This is a genomic window from Ruminococcus bovis (genome assembly GCF_005601135.1).
Taxonomy (GTDB): Bacteria; Bacillota; Clostridia; order Oscillospirales; family Acutalibacteraceae; genus Ruminococcoides; species Ruminococcoides bovis.
In genome coordinates this window covers 460,982-487,425 of record NZ_CP039381.1, presented here as the reverse complement: position 1 = coordinate 487,425, position 26,444 = coordinate 460,982, and the positions used below count along the sequence as shown (strand labels likewise).

At 40.7% G+C, this 26,444-nt stretch carries 24 protein-coding genes and 1 pseudogene; 11 read left to right on the top strand and 14 right to left on the bottom strand.

Features of this window, described 5'->3' with window-relative positions; all coding sequences use genetic code 11:
• Window positions 1-13 precede the first annotated feature (13 nt).
• On the top strand, window positions 14-1,669 hold the full coding sequence (locus E5Z56_RS02405) for a recombinase family protein (RefSeq protein WP_138156359.1): 1,656 nt from the start codon (window positions 14-16) through the stop codon (window positions 1,667-1,669).
• A gap of 332 nt (window positions 1,670-2,001) precedes the next feature.
• Here the strand turns inward: E5Z56_RS02405 and E5Z56_RS02400 are convergent, their stop codons facing one another.
• The gene (locus E5Z56_RS02400) at window positions 2,002-3,126 is read right to left on the bottom strand and encodes an SPFH domain-containing protein (RefSeq protein WP_138156358.1); all 1,125 of its coding nucleotides are present in this window, start codon (window positions 3,124-3,126) and stop codon (window positions 2,002-2,004) included.
• Between the two features lie 11 nt (window positions 3,127-3,137).
• Entirely contained in the window at window positions 3,138-3,704 is a 567-nt protein-coding gene (locus tag E5Z56_RS02395) for a hypothetical protein (protein WP_138156357.1), read from the bottom strand.
• A gap of 594 nt (window positions 3,705-4,298) precedes the next feature.
• Between E5Z56_RS02395 and E5Z56_RS02390 the strand changes: the two genes are divergently transcribed.
• Both E5Z56_RS02390 and E5Z56_RS02385 read left to right on the top strand, forming a co-directional pair.
• Window positions 4,299-4,478 carry a hypothetical protein gene (locus E5Z56_RS02390; RefSeq protein WP_138156356.1) on the top strand — a complete coding sequence of 60 codons (180 nt, stop codon included), beginning with the start codon at window positions 4,299-4,301 and terminating at the stop codon, window positions 4,476-4,478.
• Between the two features lie 3 nt (window positions 4,479-4,481).
• Window positions 4,482-4,841, top strand: coding sequence for a TnpV protein (locus E5Z56_RS02385; RefSeq protein ID WP_138156355.1), 360 nt, complete (start codon window positions 4,482-4,484; stop codon window positions 4,839-4,841).
• Between the two features lie 100 nt (window positions 4,842-4,941).
• Here the strand turns inward: E5Z56_RS02385 and E5Z56_RS02380 are convergent, their stop codons facing one another.
• The 12 genes and pseudogenes from E5Z56_RS02380 to E5Z56_RS02320 form a co-directional block, all read right to left on the bottom strand.
• Window positions 4,942-5,433 carry a DUF4411 family protein gene (locus E5Z56_RS02380; RefSeq protein ID WP_138156354.1) on the bottom strand — a complete coding sequence of 164 codons (492 nt, stop codon included), beginning with the start codon at window positions 5,431-5,433 and terminating at the stop codon, window positions 4,942-4,944.
• Window positions 5,430-6,590, bottom strand: coding sequence for an XRE family transcriptional regulator (locus E5Z56_RS02375; protein WP_138156353.1), 1,161 nt, complete (start codon window positions 6,588-6,590; stop codon window positions 5,430-5,432). Before E5Z56_RS02375 ends, E5Z56_RS02380 begins: the two co-directional genes overlap by 4 nt.
• A gap of 25 nt (window positions 6,591-6,615) precedes the next feature.
• Window positions 6,616-6,927 (bottom strand): hypothetical protein, encoded by a 312-nt coding sequence (locus tag E5Z56_RS02370; RefSeq protein ID WP_138156352.1) that lies wholly within the window; start codon window positions 6,925-6,927, stop codon window positions 6,616-6,618.
• 8 nt (window positions 6,928-6,935) lie between these two features.
• On the bottom strand, window positions 6,936-8,381 hold the full coding sequence (locus E5Z56_RS02365; protein WP_138156351.1) for a restriction endonuclease subunit S: 1,446 nt from the start codon (window positions 8,379-8,381) through the stop codon (window positions 6,936-6,938).
• Window positions 8,378-9,799: a type I restriction-modification system subunit M gene (locus E5Z56_RS02360; RefSeq protein ID WP_138156350.1), complete on the bottom strand. Its 1,422-nt coding sequence runs from the start codon at window positions 9,797-9,799 to the stop codon at window positions 8,378-8,380. The genes E5Z56_RS02365 and E5Z56_RS02360 overlap by 4 nt, the downstream gene beginning before the upstream one ends.
• 12 nt (window positions 9,800-9,811) lie before the next feature.
• Complete coding sequence (locus E5Z56_RS02355) at window positions 9,812-12,583, bottom strand: DEAD/DEAH box helicase family protein (protein ID WP_232842473.1); 2,772 nt, start codon at window positions 12,581-12,583, stop codon at window positions 9,812-9,814.
• 287 nt (window positions 12,584-12,870) lie between these two features.
• The gene (locus tag E5Z56_RS02350) at window positions 12,871-13,263 is read right to left on the bottom strand and encodes an SMI1/KNR4 family protein (protein ID WP_138156349.1); all 393 of its coding nucleotides are present in this window, start codon (window positions 13,261-13,263) and stop codon (window positions 12,871-12,873) included.
• A gap of 3 nt (window positions 13,264-13,266) precedes the next feature.
• Window positions 13,267-14,532 carry an HNH/ENDO VII family nuclease gene (locus E5Z56_RS02345; RefSeq protein ID WP_138156348.1) on the bottom strand — a complete coding sequence of 422 codons (1,266 nt, stop codon included), beginning with the start codon at window positions 14,530-14,532 and terminating at the stop codon, window positions 13,267-13,269.
• A 1-nt stretch (window position 14,533) separates the two neighbouring features.
• Window positions 14,534-15,817 carry a hypothetical protein gene (locus E5Z56_RS02340; protein ID WP_138156347.1) on the bottom strand — a complete coding sequence of 428 codons (1,284 nt, stop codon included), beginning with the start codon at window positions 15,815-15,817 and terminating at the stop codon, window positions 14,534-14,536.
• Window positions 15,818-15,853: 36 nt separating this feature from the next.
• A complete protein-coding gene (locus E5Z56_RS02335; RefSeq protein ID WP_138156346.1) occupies window positions 15,854-17,401 on the bottom strand; it encodes a hypothetical protein in 1,548 nt (515 codons plus the stop codon).
• The gene (locus E5Z56_RS02330) at window positions 17,401-18,081 is read right to left on the bottom strand and encodes a hypothetical protein (RefSeq protein ID WP_138156345.1); all 681 of its coding nucleotides are present in this window, start codon (window positions 18,079-18,081) and stop codon (window positions 17,401-17,403) included. The genes E5Z56_RS02335 and E5Z56_RS02330 overlap by 1 nt, the downstream gene beginning before the upstream one ends.
• A gap of 229 nt (window positions 18,082-18,310) precedes the next feature.
• Window positions 18,311-19,284: pseudogene (locus tag E5Z56_RS02320) on the bottom strand (IS30 family transposase).
• Between the two features lie 132 nt (window positions 19,285-19,416).
• On the opposite strand from E5Z56_RS02320, the gene E5Z56_RS02315 reads away from it, so the two are divergent.
• The 8 genes from E5Z56_RS02315 to E5Z56_RS02285 all read left to right on the top strand — a co-directional run bounded on the left by E5Z56_RS02315 (window position 19,417) and on the right by E5Z56_RS02285 (window position 26,394).
• The gene (locus E5Z56_RS02315) at window positions 19,417-20,304 is read left to right on the top strand and encodes a sigma factor-like helix-turn-helix DNA-binding protein (protein WP_138156343.1); all 888 of its coding nucleotides are present in this window, start codon (window positions 19,417-19,419) and stop codon (window positions 20,302-20,304) included.
• A gap of 117 nt (window positions 20,305-20,421) precedes the next feature.
• Entirely contained in the window at window positions 20,422-21,357 is a 936-nt protein-coding gene (locus E5Z56_RS02310) for a ParM/StbA family protein (protein ID WP_138156342.1), read from the top strand.
• A gap of 1 nt (window position 21,358) precedes the next feature.
• On the top strand, window positions 21,359-21,667 hold the full coding sequence (locus E5Z56_RS02305; protein ID WP_138156341.1) for a hypothetical protein: 309 nt from the start codon (window positions 21,359-21,361) through the stop codon (window positions 21,665-21,667).
• A 238-nt stretch (window positions 21,668-21,905) separates the two neighbouring features.
• Window positions 21,906-22,262, top strand: coding sequence for a plasmid mobilization protein (locus E5Z56_RS02300; RefSeq protein WP_138156340.1), 357 nt, complete (start codon window positions 21,906-21,908; stop codon window positions 22,260-22,262).
• On the top strand, window positions 22,223-23,617 hold the full coding sequence (locus E5Z56_RS02295; RefSeq protein WP_138156339.1) for a relaxase/mobilization nuclease domain-containing protein: 1,395 nt from the start codon (window positions 22,223-22,225) through the stop codon (window positions 23,615-23,617). Before E5Z56_RS02300 ends, E5Z56_RS02295 begins: the two co-directional genes overlap by 40 nt.
• A complete protein-coding gene (locus tag E5Z56_RS02290) occupies window positions 23,614-24,456 on the top strand; it encodes a ParB/RepB/Spo0J family partition protein (RefSeq protein WP_138156338.1) in 843 nt (280 codons plus the stop codon). The genes E5Z56_RS02295 and E5Z56_RS02290 overlap by 4 nt, the downstream gene beginning before the upstream one ends.
• Window positions 24,456-24,713, top strand: coding sequence for a hypothetical protein (locus tag E5Z56_RS11620; RefSeq protein WP_175405345.1), 258 nt, complete (start codon window positions 24,456-24,458; stop codon window positions 24,711-24,713). The genes E5Z56_RS02290 and E5Z56_RS11620 overlap by 1 nt, the downstream gene beginning before the upstream one ends.
• The gene (locus E5Z56_RS02285; RefSeq protein ID WP_175405344.1) at window positions 24,688-26,394 is read left to right on the top strand and encodes a recombinase family protein; all 1,707 of its coding nucleotides are present in this window, start codon (window positions 24,688-24,690) and stop codon (window positions 26,392-26,394) included. Before E5Z56_RS11620 ends, E5Z56_RS02285 begins: the two co-directional genes overlap by 26 nt.
• Window positions 26,395-26,444 lie beyond the last annotated feature (50 nt).

Genomic DNA, 26,444 nt, shown 5'->3' with positions numbered 1-26,444 from the left:
AGGAGAAAAAGAGATGAAAGTTTGGTTATATTACCGCCTCTCACGTGATGAAGACGAGGAACTTAACTCGCTGTCAAACCAGAGAAGTATTCTTGTGGAGTACGCTGAGAAAAACGGATATGACATTGTTGGTGAGTCTTTTGACGACAATGTCAGCGGAATGCACTTCAACCGCGAGGGTATTAATAAAATATATGAGCAGGTAGAAAACGACGCCATCGAGGCGATTATCGTTAAGGATATGTCTCGACTCGGCAGACATAAAACACAGACCGCACTCTTCATTGACTATCTCAGGGAACACGAGGTGCGGGTGCTTTCGGTTACCGAAAATCTCGATACGAGTAACGAGGACGACGATTTGATTATTGGATTCAAAGGATTATTCAATGATATGTACGCCCGTGATATCTCTAAGAAGGTCCGCGCGGGAATGGTTCAAAAACAGAAAAAGGGCTTTGTTATGATACCGCCGCTCGGTTATTTTAAAGATAAGAATACGGGTGAGATCAAGGTAGTTGAAAAGCACGCGGAGATTGTCAGAAGAATATTTAATATGTATCTCGAGGGCTATGGCTTTAGTGCCATAGCCCGAATTCTTAACGAGGAAGGCGTAAAATCGCCCGCTTATTATCAGAAGAAACTGTTGGGGAAGAATCTCGGCTACAATAAACCGAAAATCGGATTTAAATACCTGTGGGATAATACAGGCGTGAAGCGAATTCTGGTAAATGACTTCTACATCGGTACACTGACCTGCCACAAAACATACAATAACAAAATCACCCATGTCCGAAAAGACCTGCCAAAAGAGGAACAGTTCGTTCACGAAAACTTTGTTACACCGATTATATCAAAGGAGAAATTCAATCAGGTTCAGAAGCTGATTGAACAGAAGCGTGAGGGCAAAGTCAGGGCGAGCTCAGGTAAGCCATGTCACCGATACTCAGGACTGCTTAAGTGCGGCGACTGCGGTTCAACCTTCGTCGCGATAAGGCGCAGGTGGCGTAATAAGCCGGAGCGAATAGAGTATAGCTGCAACGGTTATCACCGCTACGGCAAAGAAAACTGCACACCTCACAGGATAAACGAGAGCGAGCTTGATGAGCTGGTCTATAGTGAAATCCTCAGAATCAGCGAGCAGGCAAAGGATAATTACAATAAAGTTGATGAGGAAGTAAGTAAATGGCGCAAGCAGAAAAACAGCGTGACGAGCAAAATTAAGAGCTTAAAGGGTGAGCTTGCCCAAAGGAAAACTGACCAGAAAGAAATACTGCTTGAAAGAATCAGGGACAGGGAACACGCCGAAGTATATGACGAAATGCTCGAAAGCTGTGAGAGTGATATAAAGAAAATTAAAACCGAAATATATGAAATCGAAAACTACGATGACACTATCAAAAAACGAAAGGCTGAGCTGAAAAACACTCTGGAAATAATGGAGGAAATCGTTGCGGAGGGAGCAGTAAGCAATTCAAATCTGAGACAGCTGATTGATAAAATAGTGATTCACGAAACAGCTGACGGGCTGGATATAAGAATAGGAATCCAGGCGGACTTCACAACTCATATGAAAATATATGACGGTGAGGGAGAGCAGCAAGCGGACTTGGAAGTAATCGATCAAATAATCCCAGCCGCTATGAAACGCAGAATGAAGCCCGAATAGCTTGGCAGACGCGTAAGGTTTAGCAAATCTGATTTAGCGATTATCACTAAAAACAGATTGATGAATTTGTAGAGAATAGCCAACAAATTCACGAGCCTACCTTACGCGTCTGCCAAGGATTTTTTGTGTCATAAAATGCAAAAAAGTCAGATAAAATCTGACTTTTTGCTGGGTTTTCCGTACAGCTTTGATACAAAGATTTATCAATTTCAATATGCGGTCAACTTATATGGTGTCACATACGTTTTTAAAAGGCGAAATACGTTTTCAAAAGTCAATATACGTTTTTTGATGATGAAATATGTTTTTTACATATGCGGTCAACTAATAGTTTATAACCCCATTATTTCTCTCTTTTTGGCATCAAATTCGTCTTGTGTTAAAACACCTGCATCTAAAAGTGATTTTAATTTCTGGAGAGCTTCTATTTGCTCATCGAAAGACATTTGTGGTTTAGGCTGAGCATTCGCACCCGTGTTTTGTGCCATACCCTGTGCCATATTCATACCAAAGACCATACCACCCATATCGCCAAAGCCATGGGTTTGGACTCCCTCGGCCATCTTTTGTTGAGCAGCTATATTTGAGGCTTTTTGTGAAACGTCTTCGTATGCACTAAGATTCATCTTATTAGCTGAGTATTTGTTAACCAATTCTCTTGACTGTTCTGAGAACTCGATGTTTTCAATTCCAACTTTTACTAGTTTAAATCCAAAACGCTCGGGCCATGTTCCGGCATTAAATGAATCTTGAGCGATCTGTTCTGATATAGCATTTGCTTGTGAAGGTAACTGAGAAACTCTGTATGTGCTAGACAATGAGTTTAACGCGACTGAAAATGATTGCAAAAACTCGGATAATAACTGAGCACGCACTTTTGAATCGTCAAATGAATAATAGTTGACATTTGCTGGTACGAAATTTCTTACAAAAACAACAGGGTCAACAATCTGTACTGTAAATGAGCCATAAGAATAGATTTCGAGGTCAACCCCGTAGAAAAGGTCATTATACACTTGGGGACCGTGTGTTCCAAAGTAAATGTTTCTTATCTCACGTAGATTAACAAAAGCAATTTGTTTATAATCTGCTGAAATACCACCATATCCGATTCTATCTTTAGCTTGCTTAAAGATGGATTTTTTTACTCCATCACCATTAAATATACTTTCTTGACCGTTTTGATATTCATATCCGCCTGGCTCAGTAATAATATCTTCGATACCTGATTGACTGAAAATGAAAGCAGCTGTATTTTCAGGAATATAGATTTTTGATCCGTTGGATATAATACCATCTGAACCGCTAGTGTTTGTACCTCGTCCATTATTTGTGCTTTTTAATACACCAGGAGAAACTGCAGTATGTTCATCAAAGCTTCCTGCGGTAATTATATCTTTCCATTGGTCCGCAAATGTTCCGCCAATTGCACCGGTAAATGCTTTTATAATACCCATATTATAGCCTCCTAAATAGTCTGTTCAGTATCGCAATATTTGCATTTAACTATTTGTCCTTTTATTCCTGCCAATGGAGCCCTACAAGACATACACCTTGTGGTTGTTCTTTCGGGTTCCTTTTCGTTAATACCGAGTCCTTTTTTGAATGAACCAAAAGTGTTCTTTAGTGTATCTGCTACTGCGCCTACACCAGCTATATAACTTTTTTCATCATCAGTTAAATCTGCCTCATGACCTGTCAATGCCTTTGAAACGGCGTTAGCCCATTTTACTGAATCGCGTTTTCCAAAAGAACTAAAGCTAAAACTTTGCTGTCCGTTCATAAAATATATTTCTAAATTATTGTCATTGCTTACTCTTAATTGAGCTTTTCCATCTATTACTTTAACTTGATTTAATGGGAATTTCTGAACCTCTTGTTTATTACCAAAAAAACCTTTTTGGACAATAAAAAATAGGTTCATATTTGTGAGAACTAATTCACCAGAATTTCCAAAGGACTTACCTTCGTAACGTGAAACACTATCATTTTTAAGTATTACGGCTTCGTTTGGCATAAGGTTTAAATTGTTCATAGTTGTTACCTCCTCATTTAGATACTATTTAAATAAATTATAATATATAATTTTTAATAAATCAATAATATCGAAAGAAAATAACATCCTTTATCGAAAGAAAATAACATCCTTTATCGAAAGAAAATAACATCCTTTATTATGGCGGAGCGTACACCGCTTTGAAATATGCTGAGAAACAGAGTAAAACTGTGATTTGTATATAGTTGACCGCAAAAGCTAATTGGTTGACCGAATAAAGCAATAGGTTGACCGCATATGTCTATTAGTTGACCGCAGTTGAATTTTTACGGTTAAAAATGTATATCGTACAAAAACAAAAAGACCATCCTTAACGTAGTTTAACCCTAAAAAGGCTACGAAAAAGATGGTCATTTGTTTTGTTGTGTTAAAAAAACGTGATAAGAATGGGAAAAATGCACCGCTGACTTTGTATCAACGGTGCATATATTTGCTGGTACGAGTGTTCATAACGGACTTATGAGGAATTCAGGTTTTATCGGCAGTTACACACATTTCTCGCTCGCACATTTGTGATTTATTCAATTTCTTCCTATAATGTGAATGTAAATTTAAGTCAAGGAGGAAATGACTATGAGAAATCCCAAATACCACATTTACCTAACGCCCGATGAGCGGCGCACGGTTATCAACAGCCTGATTGATTTGAGAAATGATCTCATTTCACGAGGCAAGTACACCGATGTCATTGACGAGCTGTTAATCAAGCTCACGAAAGCCAAAGTCAAGAAAATAAAGGTCAAGGAGGTATGAATTATGGCGACAAAGATTACATACACACAGCAGGGAGATTATTTACTGCCTGATTTGAAGCTACCCGAACAGCCGAAGGTTGAAATCGGGATTTGGGGCAAACGGCATTTGAGATACCTTGAAAAACATCATCCTATAATTTATACTAACCTTCTGACGAGCTGTAAGCTCACCGCCTACCTCGCCGATATTGACGAACAGGCAGAGGATATGTTCTTTCGGTTAGTAAATCAACTTGCAAAACAAGAAGGTGTCAACGAAAAGCTCAAAGCAGATAACCAGATGCTGTGGGTAGCTCGAATGAATAACATTCGCAATCGTGCAGAAGAAATAGTTTATCAAGAGATGATTTACAAATTTTGAAATAACGGCTGATGCAGTCACGATGCTGCATCAGCCGTTACATAGTCTAAAGGAACTTTACAAATTAATAAATAAAATGGCATCATAGCTCGATAGCGACTTAGTCAACCTTTTCATTTGATACTATTTCCATAAAGTCATCGTAAGTAATACATTGAATACCTAACTCCTCACAAATATTAGGTAATTGAGCTGAATGTGGTTTGTGTTTCTCTTCGGTAACAACAATTCCGCTTAATGCCTTTGCTTTCGCTGCAATGTAAGGATCTGCGGAAGGTCGGTTATTTATAATGTTCTTTGTATGGATACTTTCCCTCATTTTGGGGTTCTGAAATAAAACTCGTATTATTTGGGATTCTTCATTTGTCGGTGCAAGAAACATTTTTTTATTGGCTTTCAGCCATTGCATATTATCATTTTTATCGTCATAACGAGCACTTAACTCGTTATAGCATTCATCAACTGATTGATATATTCCTTTTTGAATTCCGTTTTCAAATGCTTGCCACACTTGTTTAAAATAGACTCCTTTTTTCGGAAAATGATCAAGGAGTTTCCGGAAAATATTAGTGTCAAGTATGTATACCATCATTTATTCCCCCTAAAATATGCAGCTTCTAATTGGGGAAGATGATCCACCTTGCTGTTTAACATTTCGCTTGCACGGAAACTGTCTATTTTACCGGAATATAGCTGCTTGAATACATCACCGGTGTATGAAGATCCTAAATAAGCGAGTTTGGTAAAATAATAATTACCTCCAGATGAGTTCTCACCGTTTTTCTTTTTTTGATTTCTAATTGCATCACCGTAGAAGGTTTCTTTTAGTGATTCATATTCTTTAGGAGTGATGATTTTCAGTGTCCATAGTTTATACATTATCGCTTCTTTGCTAACAGAATAAAGAGTAGCTAATTCAGCTATTCTGTGATCATCAATTTCCTTTTTAGATAGTTCAAATTTGAAATCGTCGGTGGGAACTAAGAATTCATTAGCAAATGTATCGCAGTTTTTTTCTGTTATGGATTGAGATATATCCAGATACTTATAATAGTCATCTCGGATTATTTCAGCACCACTGGTGTTAGATACCAAATGATAGAACTCGTGGAACAACGTAAAAATCTGTCGTGCAAAAGACATAGAGTTGTTGATGAGGATCACAGGAAATAAATCATCATTGATACATAGCCCCGATACATTGTTATCTTTGAAAGAATCCTTAAAAACATAGATTCCTAATTCGTAGAGTTTTTCTCTATATATTTCAAAAACAACCTTAGTGTTTTTTCTTCCTTTTTGAGCATTGATCGGAAACCCCATAATATTGCGCAAGTAGTTGCACAACTGCTTAGTTTCAGTTGGGATTATTGTTCGATTCGTAAAAATACAATTTGATGTTTCATACAGTTCCAGCAGATTTAGCTGGTACGCTTTTGCTTTTTCAAGTTGTACCATCACATTTTTGCTGAATCCATCAACTACTGTATCCGGTAATGTGCGTAAATCGCCCTTGATAGGAGGAATGTCCGGAGGTTCAGAAAAGAAGAAAACAGCTGATGGTTTGCGAAATACGTCACTGATTTTTTTGAGCCTTGCGTATGTAGGAAATTCAGCTCCGGATTCCCAAGCGGAATACTTTTCACCACTAACTCCGATAGAACGGGCTGCTTCTTCCTCAGACATATTATAAAATTCTCTTGCCCAACGTATTATATTGCCGTTTACGCCGCTTAGTTGTTCAGCCAATTATCTCACCTCATTTCATATTGTTTTAAAGGACATTATTTAGTCGACTTTTATATGATATGTTTTTGCATAGTATATATTCTTTTTCTTTCGGTGAGCCTTTTATGGTGAATTCATAGTACTCTAATAAATCCGTAAAAAGTTTTTCTACATCATCCTCTGGCGCTTCCTGACAAAAAGATTCCAAAGATTTTCCTTTTGAGAGTCCGTACTTTTCGCACAAAGGAACTCCAACGCTTTCTTGTGTGAATCTGTTGAAGCCAGATGTATTGAAATCAAGTACATTTCCGCTTCTATTAAACAAGTGTAAAAAGCCTTCTTTTTGAATATGATTCATTGTTTGCCTCATTTCTGTGTTTCACACAACGGCAGGATTTCTTCGAGTTTTTGGACGATGCGTTTTTGCTCGGCGAGGGGTGGAAGTGGTAATAAGAAATTTGCAAGATTCTCCTGTGAAAAAGTTGGCGTTGCTGCACCAATAACAAATTCTTCATATTGCTTGTGAGCCATATCGCTAATAAGCACAGTATGAAGATAGTTCCTATCACAAAGAACATATTTAAGAATAGCTAACTGAGGATTAATAGTTGCCTTTTCGGGCAAAGACTTAACAATGGCGCATTTCCCATAAGATGAACCTGTTTTTACTAAAATCACATCATCTTTTTCCACCATTATTTCCGGTGATTCATTGTACTTATCCCAAGAAAGAAAAGTGCAGTTTTCATATGTAATTTTGCCGGATTTAGTGATGTTGGATGGAGATAAAGAAATAGCTCCTTGTCCTCGCTCAACAATGTCATTTTTTGTATAACCTCTAAAACCGATACGTCCAAATATTTCAACGACAGAGTTTAAACGTATCCATTTCCAAGAACTTGGAATCTCAAAAGGAAAGTTGACGTTCAGAAGAGGTAATACCTTTTTCTTTTTCCTACCCTTAAGCACACCGGAAGATTCTATCTCCATCTTTTTCTCCTCGATTTCTTTTAGGTCTTCTTCAGCGGTGCCGTCTTCGGGGAGGTGTTCGGTCAGTTTGCCTTGGATTGCGGCGTCGATCAGCTTGCTTTTCAGTACGGTAAGGTTATCGGCATATTGTGCTTGCAGTTCATCTATTGTGTCAAGAATAGAAAAAGCTTGTTCTATCTTTTCGACTATGCGTCTTTGTTCGGCAACAGGAGAAAGAGGTATCCAAATTGCATTCATATTTTCCTGATTCATTTTTGGTTGAGCCATACCTGTAACATAAGGTTGAAGAGAAATTGCATTGATGTAATAACAAATGTATTTTAAATCTACATCACAGCAAACATCAAGCACATGAGCATGGTTGTTTACCCAATACTTTCCCTTTGCTATAAATGCAATAGGGCGAGTTCGAGCCAAAAGGTTAGCCCCATCTTCTCCTATAAGCAGTAATTCTTTATCAAACAAATAATCATCTATGCTATCAATAACGCCAGAAGCCCCATAATAGTCATATATCTTTTCTTTCTTACGTCTGTCAGCTACAGAGACCGGTATCCTTTCAGAATCTCTATTAATCATCAATTCACCAAATCTAACAAATTTCCAATTATCTGGAATGTCAAAAGGATATGGTTCAAATACTGGACTTAATGAAAATGGCTTTTCTTTTTTGATTTTGCCCTCTTTGAACAGTTTTTGTTTTTCTTCCAGTATCTGCTGATATAGTTCTTCGGCGGTGCCGTCCTCGGGGAGTTGCTCTGTCAACTGTCCGCGCATAGCGAGGTCGAGGATTTTGCTCCTGATAGCCTGAGTATCAATCACAGCTCTATCCCTCCCAGCAACTCTTTGAGCTGAGCGACAGCGGTGGCGATGCCGTCGGATTCTTCCTGCATTTCGTCGAGGATTTCCGCAACAGTGCGTTCATCTTCCTCGGTGAAGTCGATCCACTTGAAGTTCAAATCTTCTCGCTTCGATACTTCTTCTGCTGTGAATCTGCGCCATCTTCCGTTGGGGTTGGTTTCCGCATCATAGGTTTCTTTGCGGTCATCCATATGACCGACGCAATAGCAATCCACAAAGTCCTGCAAGTGTTCTCTGGTCATTGGCTTTGTTGCCAATGTATGCTTTACGCCTGTGCGGTAATCATATACCCAAATATCCTTTGTCGGTTCGCCCTTGTCGAAAAACAGCACGTTTGTCTTGACGCCGTTCGCATAAAAGATACCTGTGGGCAGACGAAGGATCGTATGCAGGTTATAATCTTTGAGCAGTTTTTCACGGACTTTAGCCGTAGAGCCGCCATCGGTCAGAACGCTGTCGGGCATAACAACGCCGACGCGACCGCCTGTTTTGACGATAGACATAATATGCTGTAAAAAGTTGACCTGATTATCCGATGTTTTAATAAATTCCGGTCTGTTGGAGGATACGTCTACGCTGCCCTGCGGACGGGTGCCGAAAGGCGGGTTTGTCAGGACTACCTGATACATTTTGTCCGAGGTATCGATCAGCGAATCCTGATAGACGATCGGGCTTTTCTTAACGCCGATATCGTGCAGATACAAATTCATAGAAGCAAGGGTGACAACCAAATCGGTGTTGTCCGCTCCGTACAGCGCATTGTTTTTCAGAAATTTTTGCTTTTCAACATCCTTGCTCTGGGGCTTCATATGCTCATAAGCCGCAAGGAGAAAGCCTGCCGTTCCGCAGCAGGGATCGGCAACCGTTTCGGTGATCTTGGGATCGACAACATCCACAATAGCGGAAATCAATGCTCTCGGTGTAAAGTACTGACCTGCGCCGCTCTTTTTATCCTGTCCGTTCTTTTCAAGGATCTTTTCATAGATTGCGCCTTTAAGGTCGCCTTCCATCATATACCAGTTGTCCTCATCAACCATATCAATGACCTTTTTGAGCATAACGGGACGGTACAGCTTGTTGGTAGCCTTTGTAAAGATCGTACCGATCAAGCCGTCGCATTTGGAAAGCTCCTTTAAGATCTCCTCATATTTTTCAACAAGGTCGTCGCCGCTTAACGAGCTTAAATCCTTCCACTTGCAGCCTTCTGGAAGATAACTATTTAGTCCCATCGACTCCTTTTCGTCGTCCATTTTCAAGAACAGGATATAGGTCAGCTGCGTGATATAATCTGTGAAGCCAACGCCTGCCGCTGACAGTACATTCGCTATATTCCATACCTTTGATAGCAAGGCGGATTCGGTCTTTTGTGTGGTTGCCATTCTTTACACCTCTTATGCTGCTCTCAGTAAAAATCTTGACATCTTTTGTATCTCGTCGTTGAAAACAGGAGCAGTAAAACTTGTTATTCCTCTGCGCCAGAGGTCTGTGTCGATTTCATTTAGTTCCATTGCGGTGATTGCGCCGTCGTTGATCACGAACTCCGCAATTTGCCGCATAATTTCTATTTGGTCGTTTGATAAGGTACGCTGTGCCTGACCGCAGTACAGGTTGAAACGCTGCGTGTAGCCCTTGATCAATGCGGTGAGCTTTTGATTTTTATGATAAGCAAAACGCACGATCTGAATGAGATTTGTCAGCGCATTAAAGTTAGCCTTCATATCCAATTCATCTACATTACCAAATTCGTCGATCACCTTGTAATTGCGCCATATTTGATAGGGACTGTACTGACGGCTTTCCGAAAGTAAACTGTCACGCAATTCAACAAGCATACTGTGAGTGATCACAACATCCTCGGAATTGTAGATAATGCGCAAAGCCTCAATGCTGTCTTTGTTGTCATTAAGATACTGTTCAAAATTATCAATGAAGGACTGTGCGGTTTCCTTGGAAAATCCTGCGTAAATAAGCTTATCGGGATCATCTTCGGTTGTTACAAAATAACCGCGCTGCATTTCCAACAGCTTGCGCCGCGCAGGAATGTTGCCGATCAAATCAATAATCAAATCCATTCGCTCGGTATTGTCGTTTGACGGGCTTGTGTACTGAGGAAGGAGCTCCTTGTCATAAGCTTCCTGAATGCGAAACGCGATCGTTTTGGGAGAAAAACCGAAGGTGTTATTAAAATAGTCAAGATGCTTGCCGAAAAGGACGTTGTTCTCGTAGCGGCGATTGATCGTTGAGCAGTAGTCCCGCAGCAGCCAAAGGTTTTCGTCGCTGACTTCGTTGTGTGCAAGGCGCTCCAACAGCTTGTCCAGCGGAAGAACCTTTTTGCCTTTGCCGGGACCGATTACGGGCTGAGGGATCACCTTATCTGACTCTGTTACGCCCACTGCGTCAACAATGTAGTAGCATTCCTTTGTGACTGCATTCGGAGTGACTTCTTTCAGCTTATCGTCGTCGATTACACGGCATCCGCGTCCTTTCATCTGTGTATAAAGAGTGTCCGAACGGACGTCTTTCATAAACAGGACAACTTCAAGCGGTTTTACGTCTGTGCCGGTCGCTACCAGTGTAACAGTAACGGCGATTCGGAAGTCCTTTTCTGTTCTTAGGTCACGAATCAGACCGTTAGAATCTTCTGCGGTATATGTAATTTTCTGCACGAAATGTTCAGGAACTTTGCCGTTCTCAAATTCTTCCGCAAATACTTCTTCTGCGATTTCTACGATCTGAGTAGCGTGATAATCATCCTTTGCAAAAATCAAGGTCTTGGGAATATACTCCCATTTCTTTTCCCGCTCAGGGTATAAGTCTTCATATATCGCTTTTTTGTATGCTGTCAAAACTTCCCTGATTTGGTCGGGATTAACTACCGATCTGTCCAGTGCGGAAGAATCGTAATCTATTCTGTGATGCGCTTCGTATTCGGTTTCATTGCCTGTTCTGCGGGAAGTTTCAACTACGCTCGTTCCTTCATCAATTACGCCGCCGTGCTCCGTTTTTTCTGTTTTGATCCTATAGATTCTGGACGGAACATTAACGCCGTCTACAACAGAATCTTCGTATGAATATTCTTCAACCTTATTGTAATTGAAGAACGCATACGCCTCCGGAGTCGGTGTTGCGGTCAATCCTAGAACGTGAGCATCCGAGAAGTAATCAAGAACCGCTCTCCACTTACCATAAATCGAGCGGTGACATTCATCTACAATGATGAGTTGAAAATAATCGGACGGCAGGAAAAGGCTATCGCCAAGCTGGATTGTTTTGGATTCCTCTGCTTCTTCTTTTACAGCATTTTTCTCATCTTCGGCATCTTCGCTGTCGTCGTCGGTGAGCTGTTTACCGGTGAGAACCGCAAAAAGCTTTTGAATCGTGGAAATTACGATATCTGCTTTTATATCAGAATCTTTTCTCAACCTTTCGATCGTATATAATGAGCTCATTTCTTCTTGATTTTCAGTACGATTGAAGGTGCAGAATTCTGTTTTAGCCTGCTTTGCAAGATTGTTTCTATCCGCCAAGAAGAGTACTCTTTTGGCGTTAGTATAGTTTAAAAGACGATATGTCGCTAAACAAGCAAGATACGTTTTACCGGAACCGGTTGCAAGAATCGCAAGGCTTTTCTTATCACCGTTTTTGATGGATTCTTCAAACTTCATCTCTGCACGATACTGGCAATCACGCAACCCGCGCTTATCCAAGCGTGGCAGAGCACCATATTCCGATACCTGACCGATTAGCTTCAACATCTTTTTCGGAGAATGCATTTCATTCAGCTCAATGTATTCACTGTCCGGTTGCAGCATATTCTTGAAGTATATCTTATTGCCGTTTGCAAGGTATACCAAGGGGATTTGATTTGGGAACCAAACACCGTACCAATCCTGTGGGTTACAGGCATAATCCTCCGCCTGAATTTGCACGTCACCGCCGAGATGGTTTTCTTCACGCTTTGCTTCAACAACAGCAATCGCCTTATCGTCAACAAACAGCAGATAATCACTTTCGGTATTGCCTTGCATCAATGCTTCTTTTACAGCGGACGCGCTCCTCGGAACATACTCATCCCGAGATACAATATCCCATCCGGCGTTAGTTAATTGCCTATCTATTTTCACCCTTGCTTTTTCTTCGGGTAACAAATTGCTTTGTGCCACAGGAGCACCTCCCTAAATTCAATTAATCCAATTTATATTATAACACATCCAATATTTTGATACAATATGTTAATAATGATTATTAAATAAGAAATATAGCTTGTTATTATTTTAAGAACGAAATTAAGCAATAAGATTTCATAAAACTCTTGTCTGAATGAAATTTTGGACATCGATAGGTTTTCTGCTATCATACTAAACGTAATCGAGCAGAAGAATTTGTCTACAATGAATTAATATATAAATTCTACGGGCGAAGGTGATTGGTTTCACCTTCGCCCATTTTTTTATAGTGACTGTATATATTCAACTAAAGAATCAGCAATTTTCATCGGCGCAGTATTTGGTGAAGTTTGGAATACTTCTCCGTTAGATGATTGCCAAATAATGATCCCATCAATGTTAAGCTGTTCTATTACATATGAGTTTTCCGGTATGTTTTTATTATAGTTCCTTTGAGCTTTAGTTGTTGATACAACATTATAATTTTCTTGAGAACTTATTCCCGTAATCTCACGGCTTCCGATTACCATACACCCGAATTGCTTAATATAGTTACGATAATCATCGGCAAATCTCAAACCGAGTTCCAATTCAGCTTGTTTGATTTCATTTTCATTGGTTTCTTTTCCGTGTATAACACCATCTTTAGAGTTTATAACTTTGATTATATCAGTCATATATTATAAACTTCCTTCCTGAAGCAGTTTTCCTGCTGCCTTCCAAAATTCTTCTCTTGTTTTGGCAAACGCTGCTCTATCTATTTCAGAGGATTTACCTGCTATATTCAATATTTGTGAATTGCCTTGATGTTGTGACTCGGTTAAAACCGCCAATGTTCCATCAGCTTTTTGCCCGATATGATGTAATTGAAGGGCTTTGTTGGTTGCCGGGTCAATCGGTGCATTTCCATTAAGCATCCTTTGGAGGTTTGTAATCTCGGTGCCATCAGGCTGTTTGCTCTTAAAATTCAAGAAACCTTTTGAATTCAATGTGTCTTTCGGTAATAAAGCTGTCCTTCCGTTAATCATCCCGGTTGTCAGCTTTGCTTCATTAAAGTATATATTAAATTCTTCCATTGACTTAAATTGTTTAATTAAGTCAAGCGGATATTTCGATTCCTTTTGTATTTGAGCGACTTGATTCATAGTCAAACCGCCAGATGTTGCTCCTTTAAGCGCAATGGCTTCACTTGCTCCACCGGTAAGTGCGCCTGTTATAGCTCCCCACTTTAAACCTTCGCTTCCCGAAAGCATAGCTGCTTTCATAGATTCATCAAAATCTTCCGTTTCTAGTCCGGTTATTACGCCTGCAGCAGTTCCGCCGATAAGAGCAGAAGAAGCAGCGGCAATCGCTCCTGATTTTGCTGACGCTGCAAAAATCGCAGCGGCTGCGGGAGCGCCTGCTCCTTCTGTAGCAACTGTTAATACAACACAAACAAGTATTACTCCTGTTCCGATTGCTACATTCAAAAGAATCTTATCATAAGTATCATCATATGGTTCAAATTTTTCTACCGTTGTTTTACCATCGTCGCCAAGCGTGAAAACATATTTTGTACCTGAAAACTGTTTATCAAGTTCATCCTTGGTATATCCAAAGTAAATATTTGACTTGTTGTTGTATGCAGCTTCTTCTAAATATTCTTTAGATATATATACTGCTTCGACGTTTTCCACAACATATTTTTTTGTATCTATATGGTCAATTACTTCAGCATATACTGCATCTTCCATATATTTTGTAAGTCGCGGATCGCTTAAACCTTCAAACTCTGGAACACTATTGGTTTGGTTATTCTTCAAATTGGCAATAGTTGTTTCTGCTGTAGTTTCGCTTTCCTTTGATTCAACGTGCTCATTCTTTTGCACAGAACAACCTTGCAATACCGAAAGCATAATAAGCAGAGAAAGAATCAGCGCAATAGATTTTTTCATATAACGCATCATATTATTCTACCTCCTGATCTTCTGTGAATGCTTCGATATTGACAAACTTAGGCTTTTTCTTCTTTTTTACTGCAATGATAATAATGACAATTAGAATAATTACAACCAGCGCTGCACCGCCAATGATAAACCACAGAAGATTGTCTATAAAGATATTGCCCTTTGCGGAATCTTCAGTAGCCGCAGTGGGTTGGATGTTTGCCTTATCCACAGGTATGGTTTCTTGGGTTTTTAATAAAATAGCTCCGTTACTTTCAACCTTTGCACCACTTGCAATGTAATCATTGACTTCCTTAACTGACAACCCTGTTGCTGCAACAGCCTTTAATACATCGTTATTGCCAACGTAAATCCTTTTTGTTGTGAGCTGCCCTGTATAGCGGTTGCTTGAAGTAATTGTATAAATACCTTCTTCTGTATATTCTTCACCGTCTTTAGCCGGACGATTAAAGCGTACGTCTTCCGCAAGCCCGTTTGCGCCTTCATTTAGAACTTCTTTTTTTATATTTATATCCAAATAGCGTGAGTTGGCGAAATCGAGATAAAAACCGTTTTCTGTTACCGATGTGTTGCTTAATTCCCCTTTGGTTTTTATATCAAATGGATAAACCATACTGTTGCCGTTTCGGACAGAGAATTTGAAGAATATTTTGTAGTTTGAATATGTAGGGATAATTGATACATCAAAAATCTTGCGTGGATCGTTCTTGATTTCATAGTCAAGCGCTACTTCATAATCGCCTTCCTCGCATAATTCTACTTCTGTATCTGCGTCGGGAGATGCTTTTGCAGCAAGATAATCTTTGTATATAATCGGATCGTTCTTTGCATTGGTATAGTCTGTCTTTCGAATAATCAAAACTCCACGCCCGAAATTTGTTTTTGGAACGCTGAAATATTCATCAGAGCCATTGCTATCCTCTGATATTGATAAGTTTTCATCGTTATTAAGTTTATCAATATTCTGCTTAAGACTGAACCACAGCTGAACCTTATCGCCAACGTTTTTCAAGAAAATAGGAGTATCATCATCACCCTTAACTGTAGAGGTAAAACCATCAACATAGAATTCACCGATCTTCCAGTTGAAATGGACATCTCCTTCTGTGATTTTTTCTTCGCCTTTATAGCCGTTATCCCATCCGGTTTTTACAGATTCACCTAAATAATAGCGATTACCTGAATGATTATCATTTTCTTCTGCCATAGCGCTAATTGTTGTCATAAGTAACACTACTGTAAGAAAAGCAGCAGATAAAAGCTTTATTACCTTTCCTTTACACATAAAACATTCCCCGTTTTTTGCAATAATATAACTAAACTAATATTGATAACCAATTTTACCAACGCCGATTACTCCACGACGTATAATAGTAATGCCGAATTTGTCATATTCAAACGCATCCGGAGTAAAGGAATCGAGCTGAAAGCTATCATACTGAAAACTTTCATAATCGAATTTTTCGTATTCGAAAACATCTATTCCGATTTCATCTAATATTTCCTGAGGTAACTCGTAATTTTGATCCACCAAGCCAAAGAAAGTACAGCCGGAATCAACGCAAAACGACATAAACAGACTGTGCCCTATATTGTAGGCGAATCCGCCAATTACACCGCCGATAAAGCTGCCGAGCATATATGCCGCCATTGCAAGTGGAGGTATTTCGACAAACCACACACTTGCTGCGATTCCTCCGCCCACTGAAAAGGCTGTTGTTATGTACAATCGAGACATTTCCTCAGCCATTTGTGCTTTATTGATTCTGCCCGTAGCAAGTCTGATTCCGCTTTCCAAGGTTCCAATCATCAACACAACAGCCGTAGAAATCATTGACGCATTTGCTCCCATCAACGTAGTTCCCAGCTTGCCGCTTTGACAACAAGCTACAAGTGCAGCTGTAATTGAACCGTTAATAAATCCCCTTGCAGCAGAGCTCAAGCCCTTATATCCCATCTCCGCAAATAGCTTCGGATCTATTTCGCCTTCGGAAACAAGCATTGATATTCCGTCAATAATTGTGGGAGCTATGCCTATAACGAAAGAGATTACTGCTGCGCTTAAGCCGGCAGAAAAGGCTTCGCTCATAATGTCTTTAGCTGTTACTAACTGATTAATATCTAAACCGCATTCGCTTAATAATTCTTGATCAAGATTTCCTTCTTTTGCTGCCCTTGTTAATCTTTGAGCGTCTTCTCTGCTGAGCGGAATTGATTTATTTCCTTTTTTATCAGACAGAATATCGGTTAATGTTGCTTGTACCTCTTTGTATCGAGCTACTTGATCCAGCTTTCCGTTTGCCTGCGCTACCGCTATTTTTTTATCTATCAGATTTTGAGCATCTAACAATTGATTGGTGGGAATAAGCTTTGCTTGACCTTGATACATAGACTTATGCATATCTTCTTTCTTGATTTTCCTTTTTCCAAGAAATTCGTCAAGCGATTCATAGCTCTTTCCGGCTTTCTCTGCTTTTGCTTTAAGATGCATATATCGTTCATATGGTGTTTCTGATTGAGCAGCATATGAGCTTTTAGCATCCTTATAATATTTTAAACTGGCTCTGCTTCCGCCAAATTCTACGTCAGCGGAAGCGTATGTGTTTACATCGGGCGCTTTGGCTGTTGCGACAAAATGATGAACGGCGGAATCAGCGTTAAAAGTTCCCGAATGCCATATCTCAGCTACAAATCCTTGAAGCTTATCAGCTGGCAAATCAGTAGATTGAACTTTTGCCATAATATCATTTGAAATAGATTCAATCTGACTGTTTATTGTATCAATCCAAAGCTGTGACATTTGTCCGCCCAAAGCCGCACCCATATTATCGGAAACAAACTTTAGCCCTTGTTCAAAAGCAATACTCATTACTTAATCTCCATAAATCCAGCAAGTCCGTCTAAATAAAAGCTTAAGACGGCATATCTTAACATCTGGTCGGAAATCAATTTGTTTGATTCAATTTTAGTGCTGATTTTGAAGAAATCTGTCCCTTCATTTTTTTCTTTTCCTGCAGGCGCACCCTTGATTTTTCCAAACAATCCTTTAACGGCTTTAGTTCCCTTTTCAAATGCTTCTCCAATACCATCGGTGTGAGTAGCTTTTTTGATAGATTCAGTATCTGCTACGCTATCATCAAAGCGTTTTGTTAATTCGATGTATTTCTCATAAAAACCATCATACAAATCTTTATTGCTAAAAAGTGTATTTGATTCAATATATAATACTGCCTTATTTCCTAATGAGCCAACATTTATACCGTATTTAGCCATATCCTTGTCAAACCTAATACTCGGAATAACAGTTTCGGAAGATTTGTTCTTCCCTATGAAGATAAGCTTTGTGTTTGAGCCAAGTTGAGCCTTATTATCATTATATATATCTTCGTTCCAGACGACTGCTTCTACACTTCCGTCTTTAATTCCTACAACAGTATTGTTTTCTACGTCGTCATCCTTAAGTGTAATAAGCGACGATAACAATTCAGCATATACAGATTCCTTTTCACCTGTAACGATTATCAGTTTTTTTACCATTCCGCCAATCATAATAATCCCTCCTGTGTGTTAAATATCGGAAATATCTATTTCCTATATTATAACATACACGGGAAAAATATCAATTAAATTGACACAAAAAAACGAGTGCTTTAGCAGCAAAGTCCCATATATAGGACAGCTGATTTGTTAAAATTATAATAGGAGAAATTTTTGAAAAAATTATTTAAGAATTTGGAACAATTCAAGGGTAGAAGCGTCTATATAATATAGAGGCACCTTAGATTGTCAAACCAAGTGCAACACTTTGATTAAAATAGTCAATAGGTGAAAGAAGGTCTAAACATTTTCTAGGTCTATTATTGATTTTATCAAGGACTGCATCAAGTTGTGCTCTTGTGACTTTTCTGAAATCAGTACCTCTTGGAAAGAAAAATCTTAATAGTCCATTGATATTTTCATTTGAACCTCGTTGCCAAGGAGCATGAACATCTGCAAAATATATTTCTAAATCTAAATCTTTTTCAATATCAGCATATCCGTTAAATTCAGAACCATTATCTAAAGTTAATGTAAGTGGCTTGATTTTTAAAGAAGCTTTTCAAAAGCTTCTCTAAAAGCTGAATTAATTGATGAAATAGATTTATCTTTACAGGTAGCAGCTACAAGAAATCTTGATTTTCTATCAATAGCAGTAACAAGATAGCCTTTTCCAACTGAACCGTAAATTGTATCTCCCTCATAATCACCAAATCTTCCTCTCTCATCAATTACAGAATCACGATTATGAATTGATTTTTCAGAATGTTTAGTGTAGGTCTTACGCTCAGTTCTGTAAGGTTTTCCTCTTCTTCTAAGATGTGATGCAGGTGAAATACCCGGGAATAATTTGGAACGAATTGCACGATAAATAGAAGAAAAAGAAATCTTTATATTATGATTTAAATTCCATTTATCGGCTATTATTTCCGGTGACCAAAAGGAATGTAATTTATCAAATACATAATTATATATATCTGTGTATATGAGTAAATTATTTTTTCTATGACAATCCTTTCTTCTTACTAAATATTTTACATGTGCGCCCCAAGAATGATAGTGTTTGCGTTTTTTACTAAAATTCCGTTTTAATTCTCTGCTGATTGTAGAAGGACTTCGTTCAAGTATTTTTGCAATTTTTCTTATGCTATATCCTTTTTCGTAAAATTCTTGTAGACATTCTCTTTCAATTAGTGTAAGATGTGTATATGACAATATGATTACCTCCGTATTATGTTTGGTGTTGCAACTACATTTTACACGTTGGTTTTCATATTGTCTATTTTTTTAGTGTTGCACTTGTTATTATAATCTACCCACCTAACCTCGGAAAGGAGATGAATACAAATGCCAATCAAAATCAAGCGCAAAAACGGCAAGGTCACACGGTACAAAAACGCTGAATATATCCCGCTGTTTTACTTCCTGCCAAAGTCGTTGCTCGACAAATGCGGCGAGCTTCCTTTTCAGATTTCACGCTATCCCTATGAGCTGTTCACGGACTGGACGCAGATAGAACTGATAGAGAGCGACCAATTTGCTCTTTTGATGTATGACGCATTTCACTATCTTGTGTGGGACTATATGGGATTGAATGTAGGTCGGGAGATATATTCAGGCGATCACCCGGCTTGGAAGTTTTCTCACGCACCGTCTTTCTGGATAAAGACTATGCAGGACGAGGGCGTACTGCCGCCGATTGAGAGTCTTGTGAATGACATTGAGCCGACTACGTTTTTCAGCTTTGTCAGTGACGAATATGTTGACGCTGTTTTGAAGGATATCGTTCCGAAAACAATGGAGCGTTTCGGAATGAATGAGATCCTCGCCGTTGTCAAGGAATATCAGTGCTTTGAAGATTTCGATTATAGATATAGTCAACAAAAGAATGACTTTAAGAACAGCTATTATCATAAGAAAACCAAGCACCCGATGATCTCACTCGAGGCGTTTCAGGAGGATTACAAGAAAAATCACGACGGCGCAGAGTGGGATAAGGCGGACGACAGTATCGACTTGGAAGGCGATACAGCAGCTAAAGTTGATGTTGAGCGGTTTATGGCAACGCTGTCCGAAAAGGACAGACAGATATTGGAGCTTCGTGTTGAAGGCTATACCTATCAGGAAATTGCGGATAAGGTCGGCTATAAAACGCATAGTGCCGTTAAGAAACGCATTGACAAAATCGGAAGAGAATTTCAAGAACAAACAAACACAGACATTGGCTTTGAATAGCACCTATCGATTGTTTTCGGTAGGTGTTATTTTTATGCCAAAAACACACAATTCATTATTTGAAAACTGCCCCCACTTTTCAGGGCAGTTTTACTATTTTCAGGAGGTATTTTTATTATGAAAAGTTACAAAGACAAAACCATTATCGGTATCGACCACGGTTACGGCAATATCAAAACCGCTAACCATTGCTTTAAGACCGGAATAACCACCCACGACAGTGAACCGCTGTTTACAAAGGATATGCTTACCTACAACGGCAAATATTATCTGATCGGCGAAGGTCACAAGGAGTTTCTGCCCGAAAAGCAGAACGACGAGGATTATTATGTTCTAACTCTCGCCGCAATCGCAACCGAGCTTGCAGACGAAGGAATGACCGAAGCGGACGTGATTATCGCCGCAGGCTTGCCTTTGACTTGGACAAGCGGTCAGAAAGCAGATTTTGCAGCATATCTGTCAAAAAACAAAGAGGTAGCGTTCACTTTTCGGAATGTAGATTATCATATCCGAATCTGTGATGTAAAAATCTATCCGCAAGGCTACTCCGCGGTTGTGCCTATCAAGTCCACGCTCAAAGGCTTGAGTATGGTTGCTGACATCGGCAACGGCACGATGAACACGCTCTATCTTGTCAACGGCAAACCGCAAAGCGGTAAGATGTTCACCGAGAAGTTCGGCACTTATCAATGCACCCTTGCCATTCGTGAGGGCTTTATGCGTAAGACGCGCCGAGAGCTGAATGATTTTATTATTGACGAGGTGTTGCGGACAGGCACGGCGGATATTCCCGTTTCAGATTTAGAGATCATCACCGCTATTACGGAGGAATATGTTGCTGAAATCTTTTGCCGCCTGCGTGAACACGGCTATGATGAAAGCACGATGAAGCTCTACGTCTGCGGCGGTGGCGGTTGCCTGATCAAGAATTTCTATCACGGCAATCTTGACCGTGTAAAGTTTATTGACGATATCTGCGCTGCCGCAAAAGGCTATGAATATCTCGCAGACGTTTATCTGAGAGCCGAGGCAAAGAATGAAGGACGTGTATAAAATGACAGTGCGCTTTGATTTGACCGACGCTCGAGAGCGTGCTCTCGCAGAATATATGCAGACGCTTGACGTTAAGAGATTCCATTCACGCAACAACTTTATCATCGAAGCACTTGCCGAATATGTGGATTTGCAGTCGATCACCCGAGAGCAGCACGAGGAAGATATCCGAAATATCATTCGTGAGGAAATGCGGGCTTGCTTTGCAGAAGCAAACTTCGCTTCGCAGGCTGTAAATCCTGCTTTAAGTGCAGACCAACAGGCGGAAGCCGAGCAGGATATTCTGGACGACCTCAAACTATTTGATTGACGGCACGATGACGGCAAATTTCAAGACCGATATTAAAATTGACGGCAAAATGCCGTCATATCAAGATAGTATTTTAATCAACAGCATAAGGCACAGCAGAACGGATGAAATTAACACTCCGTGGCTGTGTCTTATACTGTAGCAAGCAGGGAATTTGTACGGCAAATTCCAAATACAACAGCCCCGCTGTTGTAAATCTTTAGGGAAACCCTAACACCCGATGAAAGAAGGTATATTATTGAACGATAAAAAAGCAAGAATCGAGCTGCGTGTTACACAGTCCGAGAAAAACAGGATAGCCAATCTCGCCGAGAGCTGCGGCTTATCACAATCCGAATATGTCAGACAAAGGACATTGGGTTATGCGCCAAGAACGGAGCAACCTGATGTCTTTTTTGATTTCTACCAAACGCTCTGCCGCTTATGTGACGAGGTTGCCGATAAGGTATCACCTGAAACCGAGCGAAAGCTGCTTGAAGTCGTAGACGAAATTCAACAGCGCCTACTTTTGCCGGAGAAATCCTCTGCCAAGCAAATCTGTAAGGAGGTAGCGACGTGGCAACCACAGGCTTCTGGCCCGTCAAAGGACGGCTAAAGGATGTTATCAATTACGCTCAGAATCCCGATAAAACAATCGAGCGCAAATATCTTGATAATGACTTAGCCGCCACCCTCAATTACGTTGAGAACAGCGACAAGACAGATCAGACAATGTATGTCAGCGGAATCAACTGCCCGAAGAAACGAGCCTACGAACAGATGATAGCTACCAAGCGACGTTTCGGCAAGCTCGGCGGCAATGTTGCGTATCACGGTTATCAAAGCTTTCAGGCTGGAGAAGTCACACCGGAGGAAGCGCACCGTATTGGCATTGAAACCGCCAAGCAAATGTGGGGCGATGACTATGAGATTGTTGTAACGACGCATCTAAATACGGCAAACCTACACAATCATATCGTCGTAAATAGTGTATCATTCCGCACCGGACGAAAGTTTGAAAACCATATTGCCGACCATTACAAGCTGCGAGAGATTTCCGACGAGGTCTGCCGTGAGCACGGAAAATCCGTGATTGAAAACGCTCCGTTCTACGGTGGTGACAAGGCGTATTGGGTACGCAAGAGCGGACGAATACCACACAAGGATATGCTGCGGCACGATGTTGATGAAGCCTTAGCCTGTACGATCAAGCCGTTTGATTTTGAATTATATCTGCGGTCGCTTGGATATCAGTTTGTACGAAATTTCAAGTATCAGCATCCTTCCGTGATCGCTCCCGACTGGCGAAAGCCTGTCAGGTTAAGCAGTCTTGGCAAGGATTACTCCAGAGAAGCGATTCTCAGACGGCTGCAATCTCAGCGTGAGGATAAATACTTCGTGGATTTCTATACGCCGAAATCGTATTATCAGCGTCAACCGCTGATAGTGAGAATCAGAGATTTTGAGAAAAGAACAGAACCCGATGTTATCACGGCGCTGTTTGAGCTTATCATCACTATCGCCAAGCTCATCACGGGCAACAATGTCCAAAAGCGTGATTATCGTCCTGTTTCTCCGGAGTTGAGATTGGAAATACAGAATCTCGACCGAACGTTGGCGGAATATCATTTTCTCCGTGACCACAACGTAGAATGCGCAGAGGATTTTCTATCTTGCCGAAAGGAAATTGCTGAGCAAATCAAAGCGTATGAAGCAGAGCGGCAGCATATCCGAAATCAAATCCGTAGGGCTAAAACGCCCGAGGAAGATAATTCTCTAAAAGAACAATGCAGAGAAATCACAAAGAAGCTAACACCCTTGCGCAAGCAGCTCATCATCTGCGAGCGCATTGAAAACAAAGTGCCTCGACTCCGTGCTTTGATCGAACAGGAAAAGCAGCTGGAGCAAGGCAGATACAAGTACAAATATTATCACCAAAATAAAACGAAACAAAGGAGTTATGAACGATGACCAATATATCAATCAACAAATTACACGAATTCAGAGACCACCCGTATCAGGTGCTCGACAATGATGAAATGAACAATCTTATAACGAGCGTTCAGCAGCAGGGCATTATGACGCCGCTGATTGTACGACCGCTTGAAGGTACAACCGACGAGTACGAAATCATATCAGGACACCGCCGTTTTCGTGCGGCGCAGAAGGCAGGGCTTACAGAAGTCCCTGCCTTTATTCGACCCGTCAGCCGTGACGAGGCGGCGATTATGGTGGTGGACAGTAATCTTCACAGAGAGCATTTGCTGCCGTCGGAAAAGGCGTTTGCTTACAAGCTGAAAGCCGAAGCACTCAAGCATCAAGGACAGCGTACTGATCTCACTTCGGAGCAACTTGCACCGAAGTTATCGACTGAGCTGATTGCCGAACAGGAGGGAACCAGCAAAGATACAGTAAAACGCTATATCCGTCTGACAAAACTCATTCCCGATATTCTCAAATTGGTCGATGAACAGCGTATTGCATTTTCTGTAGGCGTGGAGCTATCCTATCTAACCGAAAATGAGCAACAGGATTTGTTTGAATCTATCGAGTTGGAGGACAAAACGCCCTCGCTCTCACAGGCAATTCAGATGAAGAAGCTCTCTCAGTCAGGTAAACTTGACAGCGAAACCATATCAAGAATCATATCCGAGGAAAAACCGAATCAGCGTGAAAAAATCAGCTTTCAGCTCGATGAACTGAGCAAGTTTTTCCCGAAGAAATACACACCACAGGATATTTACAACCGCCTACTTAAATTAGCGCAGGACGATTACAGACGCAGACAGCGCAACAGGGAGGAACGATAATGAGCATTATACAATCACTTTACAGCGAAGAACAGGAATACAAAGTCAACGGCGCTACCTACATTGTGTCGGCGGCGTTCAAGCACACAGGGCGAAAAGAGGACAACACCTCTTTTCCGACCTGTGTAAAAAGAATCCTCACAAGTGATTTCACACATTTGATAATCACCGAGGAAAATGATACTATGGCAGCAGAAAATGTGTGCTCGGCTGCCGGAAAGGAGGACAACATTGCAGTCGAAAAAGAAACAGGATAAGGCTGGCATTACTGCCTTGTACTGCCGCCTATCCCGTGATGACGGCGTGGAAGGTGACAGCAACTCGGTTGCCAATCAGAAGAAGCTATTAAAACGATTTGCAAAGGAAAATGGACTTAGCAATACCCGCTATTATGTTGACGACGGCTATACCGGTACAAATTTCGAGCGTCCCGGTTTTCAGAAGATGATTGAGGACATTGACCTCGGATATATCTCAACAGTTATCGTCAAAGACCTGTCCCGTCTCGGACGGCGGTACGATATGGTCGGATATTATATGGACACCTATTTTCCCGACAGAGATGTTCGGTTCATTGCCGTTAATGATAATATAGACAGCGATGAAGGCGAAAGCGAAATTGCACCTTTCAAGAATGTACTGAATGAGTTTTACGCAAGGGACATCAGCAAGAAATGCCGTTCGTCCTATCGTATCAGGGGTAGTACAGGCGAGCCTTTAGCTCCGCCGCCCTATGGATATATCAAATCTCCCGATAATCCTAAAAAGTGGGTTATTGATCCCGAAGCGGCGCAGGTCGTTCGTGACATCTTCAAAATGGCGCTTGAAGGTAAGAGCAACGAAACGATTGCCCGTATATTGCAGGAGCGTAAGGTACTGATTCCTATGGCGTATTGGCAAGAAAAGGGTATTCGCAAAGGCGGTAAGGTCACACAGCCTAACAAATATAAATGGTGCAAAACTACCGTTACAAAGATTCTTACCCAGCAGGAGTATTGCGGCGATATCATCAACTTCAAGACTTATTCCAAATCATACAAGAATAAGAAACGCTACGACAACCCAAAAGAAAACTGGGTGATTTTCAAGGACGTTCACGAACCGATTATCAATCGTGATGATTTCGAGTTGGTGCAGACGCTTGTCGTAAAGACAAAGCGCCGTGCTCCTAAACAGGAAAACGGCGAAAAGAATATGTTTTGTGACTTTCTCTACTGTGCCGATTGCGGCAGCAAATTATGGTATCACACGAATACCACCAACAAGGAAATCCATTATTTCAGCTGTTCCAACTACAAAAAGGATACCCGTGGCAACTGTGAAACACGGCACTATATCCGTGCTGATGCCATTGAGCAGGTAGTAATGTTAGAACTTCGGCGTTTAGCAAAATATCTCGAATCTCACGAAGAAGAATTTGCAAAACTTCTTGCTGAGAAAACCAATGCCGATATGTTGGCGGAGCAGAAAACCTTAGAAACCGAGCTGAACCGGGCAACTGCCCGAAACAAAATGCTCACTTCGCTTTTCGCCAAAACCTACGAGGACAATGTATCCGGCAAGCTAAGCGATGAGATGTATATGGAGCTATCACACAAATATGAGGTTGAACGCCTTGAACTGAAAACAAAGATTTTTGAGTACAAGGAACGCCTTGCCAAAAACAGCGAAATGGAGCAAAATAAGGATGATTTCCTAAAAGCTGTCCGCAAATTTATGGATATGGATTCACTGACAGCACCAATGCTCCGAGAGCTTATCGACCACATCGACGTGTATGAAAAGGAAGGCGGCAAAAAGAATTACACTCAACGCATTGTAATCTATTATCGCTTTGTCGGCTACTTAGAACTGCCGACATCAGAGGACGAGAACTACAAAGCCAACACCCGAAAAGGCGTAGATGTGGAGTATATTCCCACAGTAAAGTCCGCATAAACAAAAGTGAGCAGGCGCAATACCTGCTCACTACATACAAATCGGATGAA

Coding starts and splice junctions, on each gene's coding strand:
- E5Z56_RS02350 (WP_138156349.1), bottom strand. CDS start 13,263: ATGACTGATATAATCAAAGTTATAAACTCTAAAGATGGTGTTATACAC.
- E5Z56_RS02315 (WP_138156343.1), top strand. CDS start 19,417: ATGCCAATCAAAATCAAGCGCAAAAACGGCAAGGTCACACGGTACAAA.
- E5Z56_RS02310 (WP_138156342.1), top strand. CDS start 20,422: ATGAAAAGTTACAAAGACAAAACCATTATCGGTATCGACCACGGTTAC.
- E5Z56_RS02360 (WP_138156350.1), bottom strand. CDS start 9,799: ATGGCAACCACACAAAAGACCGAATCCGCCTTGCTATCAAAGGTATGG.
- E5Z56_RS02330 (WP_138156345.1), bottom strand. CDS start 18,081: ATGATTGGCGGAATGGTAAAAAAACTGATAATCGTTACAGGTGAAAAG.
- E5Z56_RS02290 (WP_138156338.1), top strand. CDS start 23,614: ATGACCAATATATCAATCAACAAATTACACGAATTCAGAGACCACCCG.
- E5Z56_RS02335 (WP_138156346.1), bottom strand. CDS start 17,401: ATGAGTATTGCTTTTGAACAAGGGCTAAAGTTTGTTTCCGATAATATG.
- E5Z56_RS02305 (WP_138156341.1), top strand. CDS start 21,359: ATGACAGTGCGCTTTGATTTGACCGACGCTCGAGAGCGTGCTCTCGCA.
- E5Z56_RS02345 (WP_138156348.1), bottom strand. CDS start 14,532: ATGATGCGTTATATGAAAAAATCTATTGCGCTGATTCTTTCTCTGCTT.
- E5Z56_RS02385 (WP_138156355.1), top strand. CDS start 4,482: ATGGCGACAAAGATTACATACACACAGCAGGGAGATTATTTACTGCCT.
- E5Z56_RS02370 (WP_138156352.1), bottom strand. CDS start 6,927: ATGAATCATATTCAAAAAGAAGGCTTTTTACACTTGTTTAATAGAAGC.
- E5Z56_RS02405 (WP_138156359.1), top strand. CDS start 14: ATGAAAGTTTGGTTATATTACCGCCTCTCACGTGATGAAGACGAGGAA.
- E5Z56_RS02340 (WP_138156347.1), bottom strand. CDS start 15,817: ATGTGTAAAGGAAAGGTAATAAAGCTTTTATCTGCTGCTTTTCTTACA.
- E5Z56_RS11620 (WP_175405345.1), top strand. CDS start 24,456: ATGAGCATTATACAATCACTTTACAGCGAAGAACAGGAATACAAAGTC.
- E5Z56_RS02395 (WP_138156357.1), bottom strand. CDS start 3,704: ATGAACAATTTAAACCTTATGCCAAACGAAGCCGTAATACTTAAAAAT.
- E5Z56_RS02390 (WP_138156356.1), top strand. CDS start 4,299: ATGAGAAATCCCAAATACCACATTTACCTAACGCCCGATGAGCGGCGC.
- E5Z56_RS02400 (WP_138156358.1), bottom strand. CDS start 3,126: ATGGGTATTATAAAAGCATTTACCGGTGCAATTGGCGGAACATTTGCG.
- E5Z56_RS02380 (WP_138156354.1), bottom strand. CDS start 5,433: ATGATGGTATACATACTTGACACTAATATTTTCCGGAAACTCCTTGAT.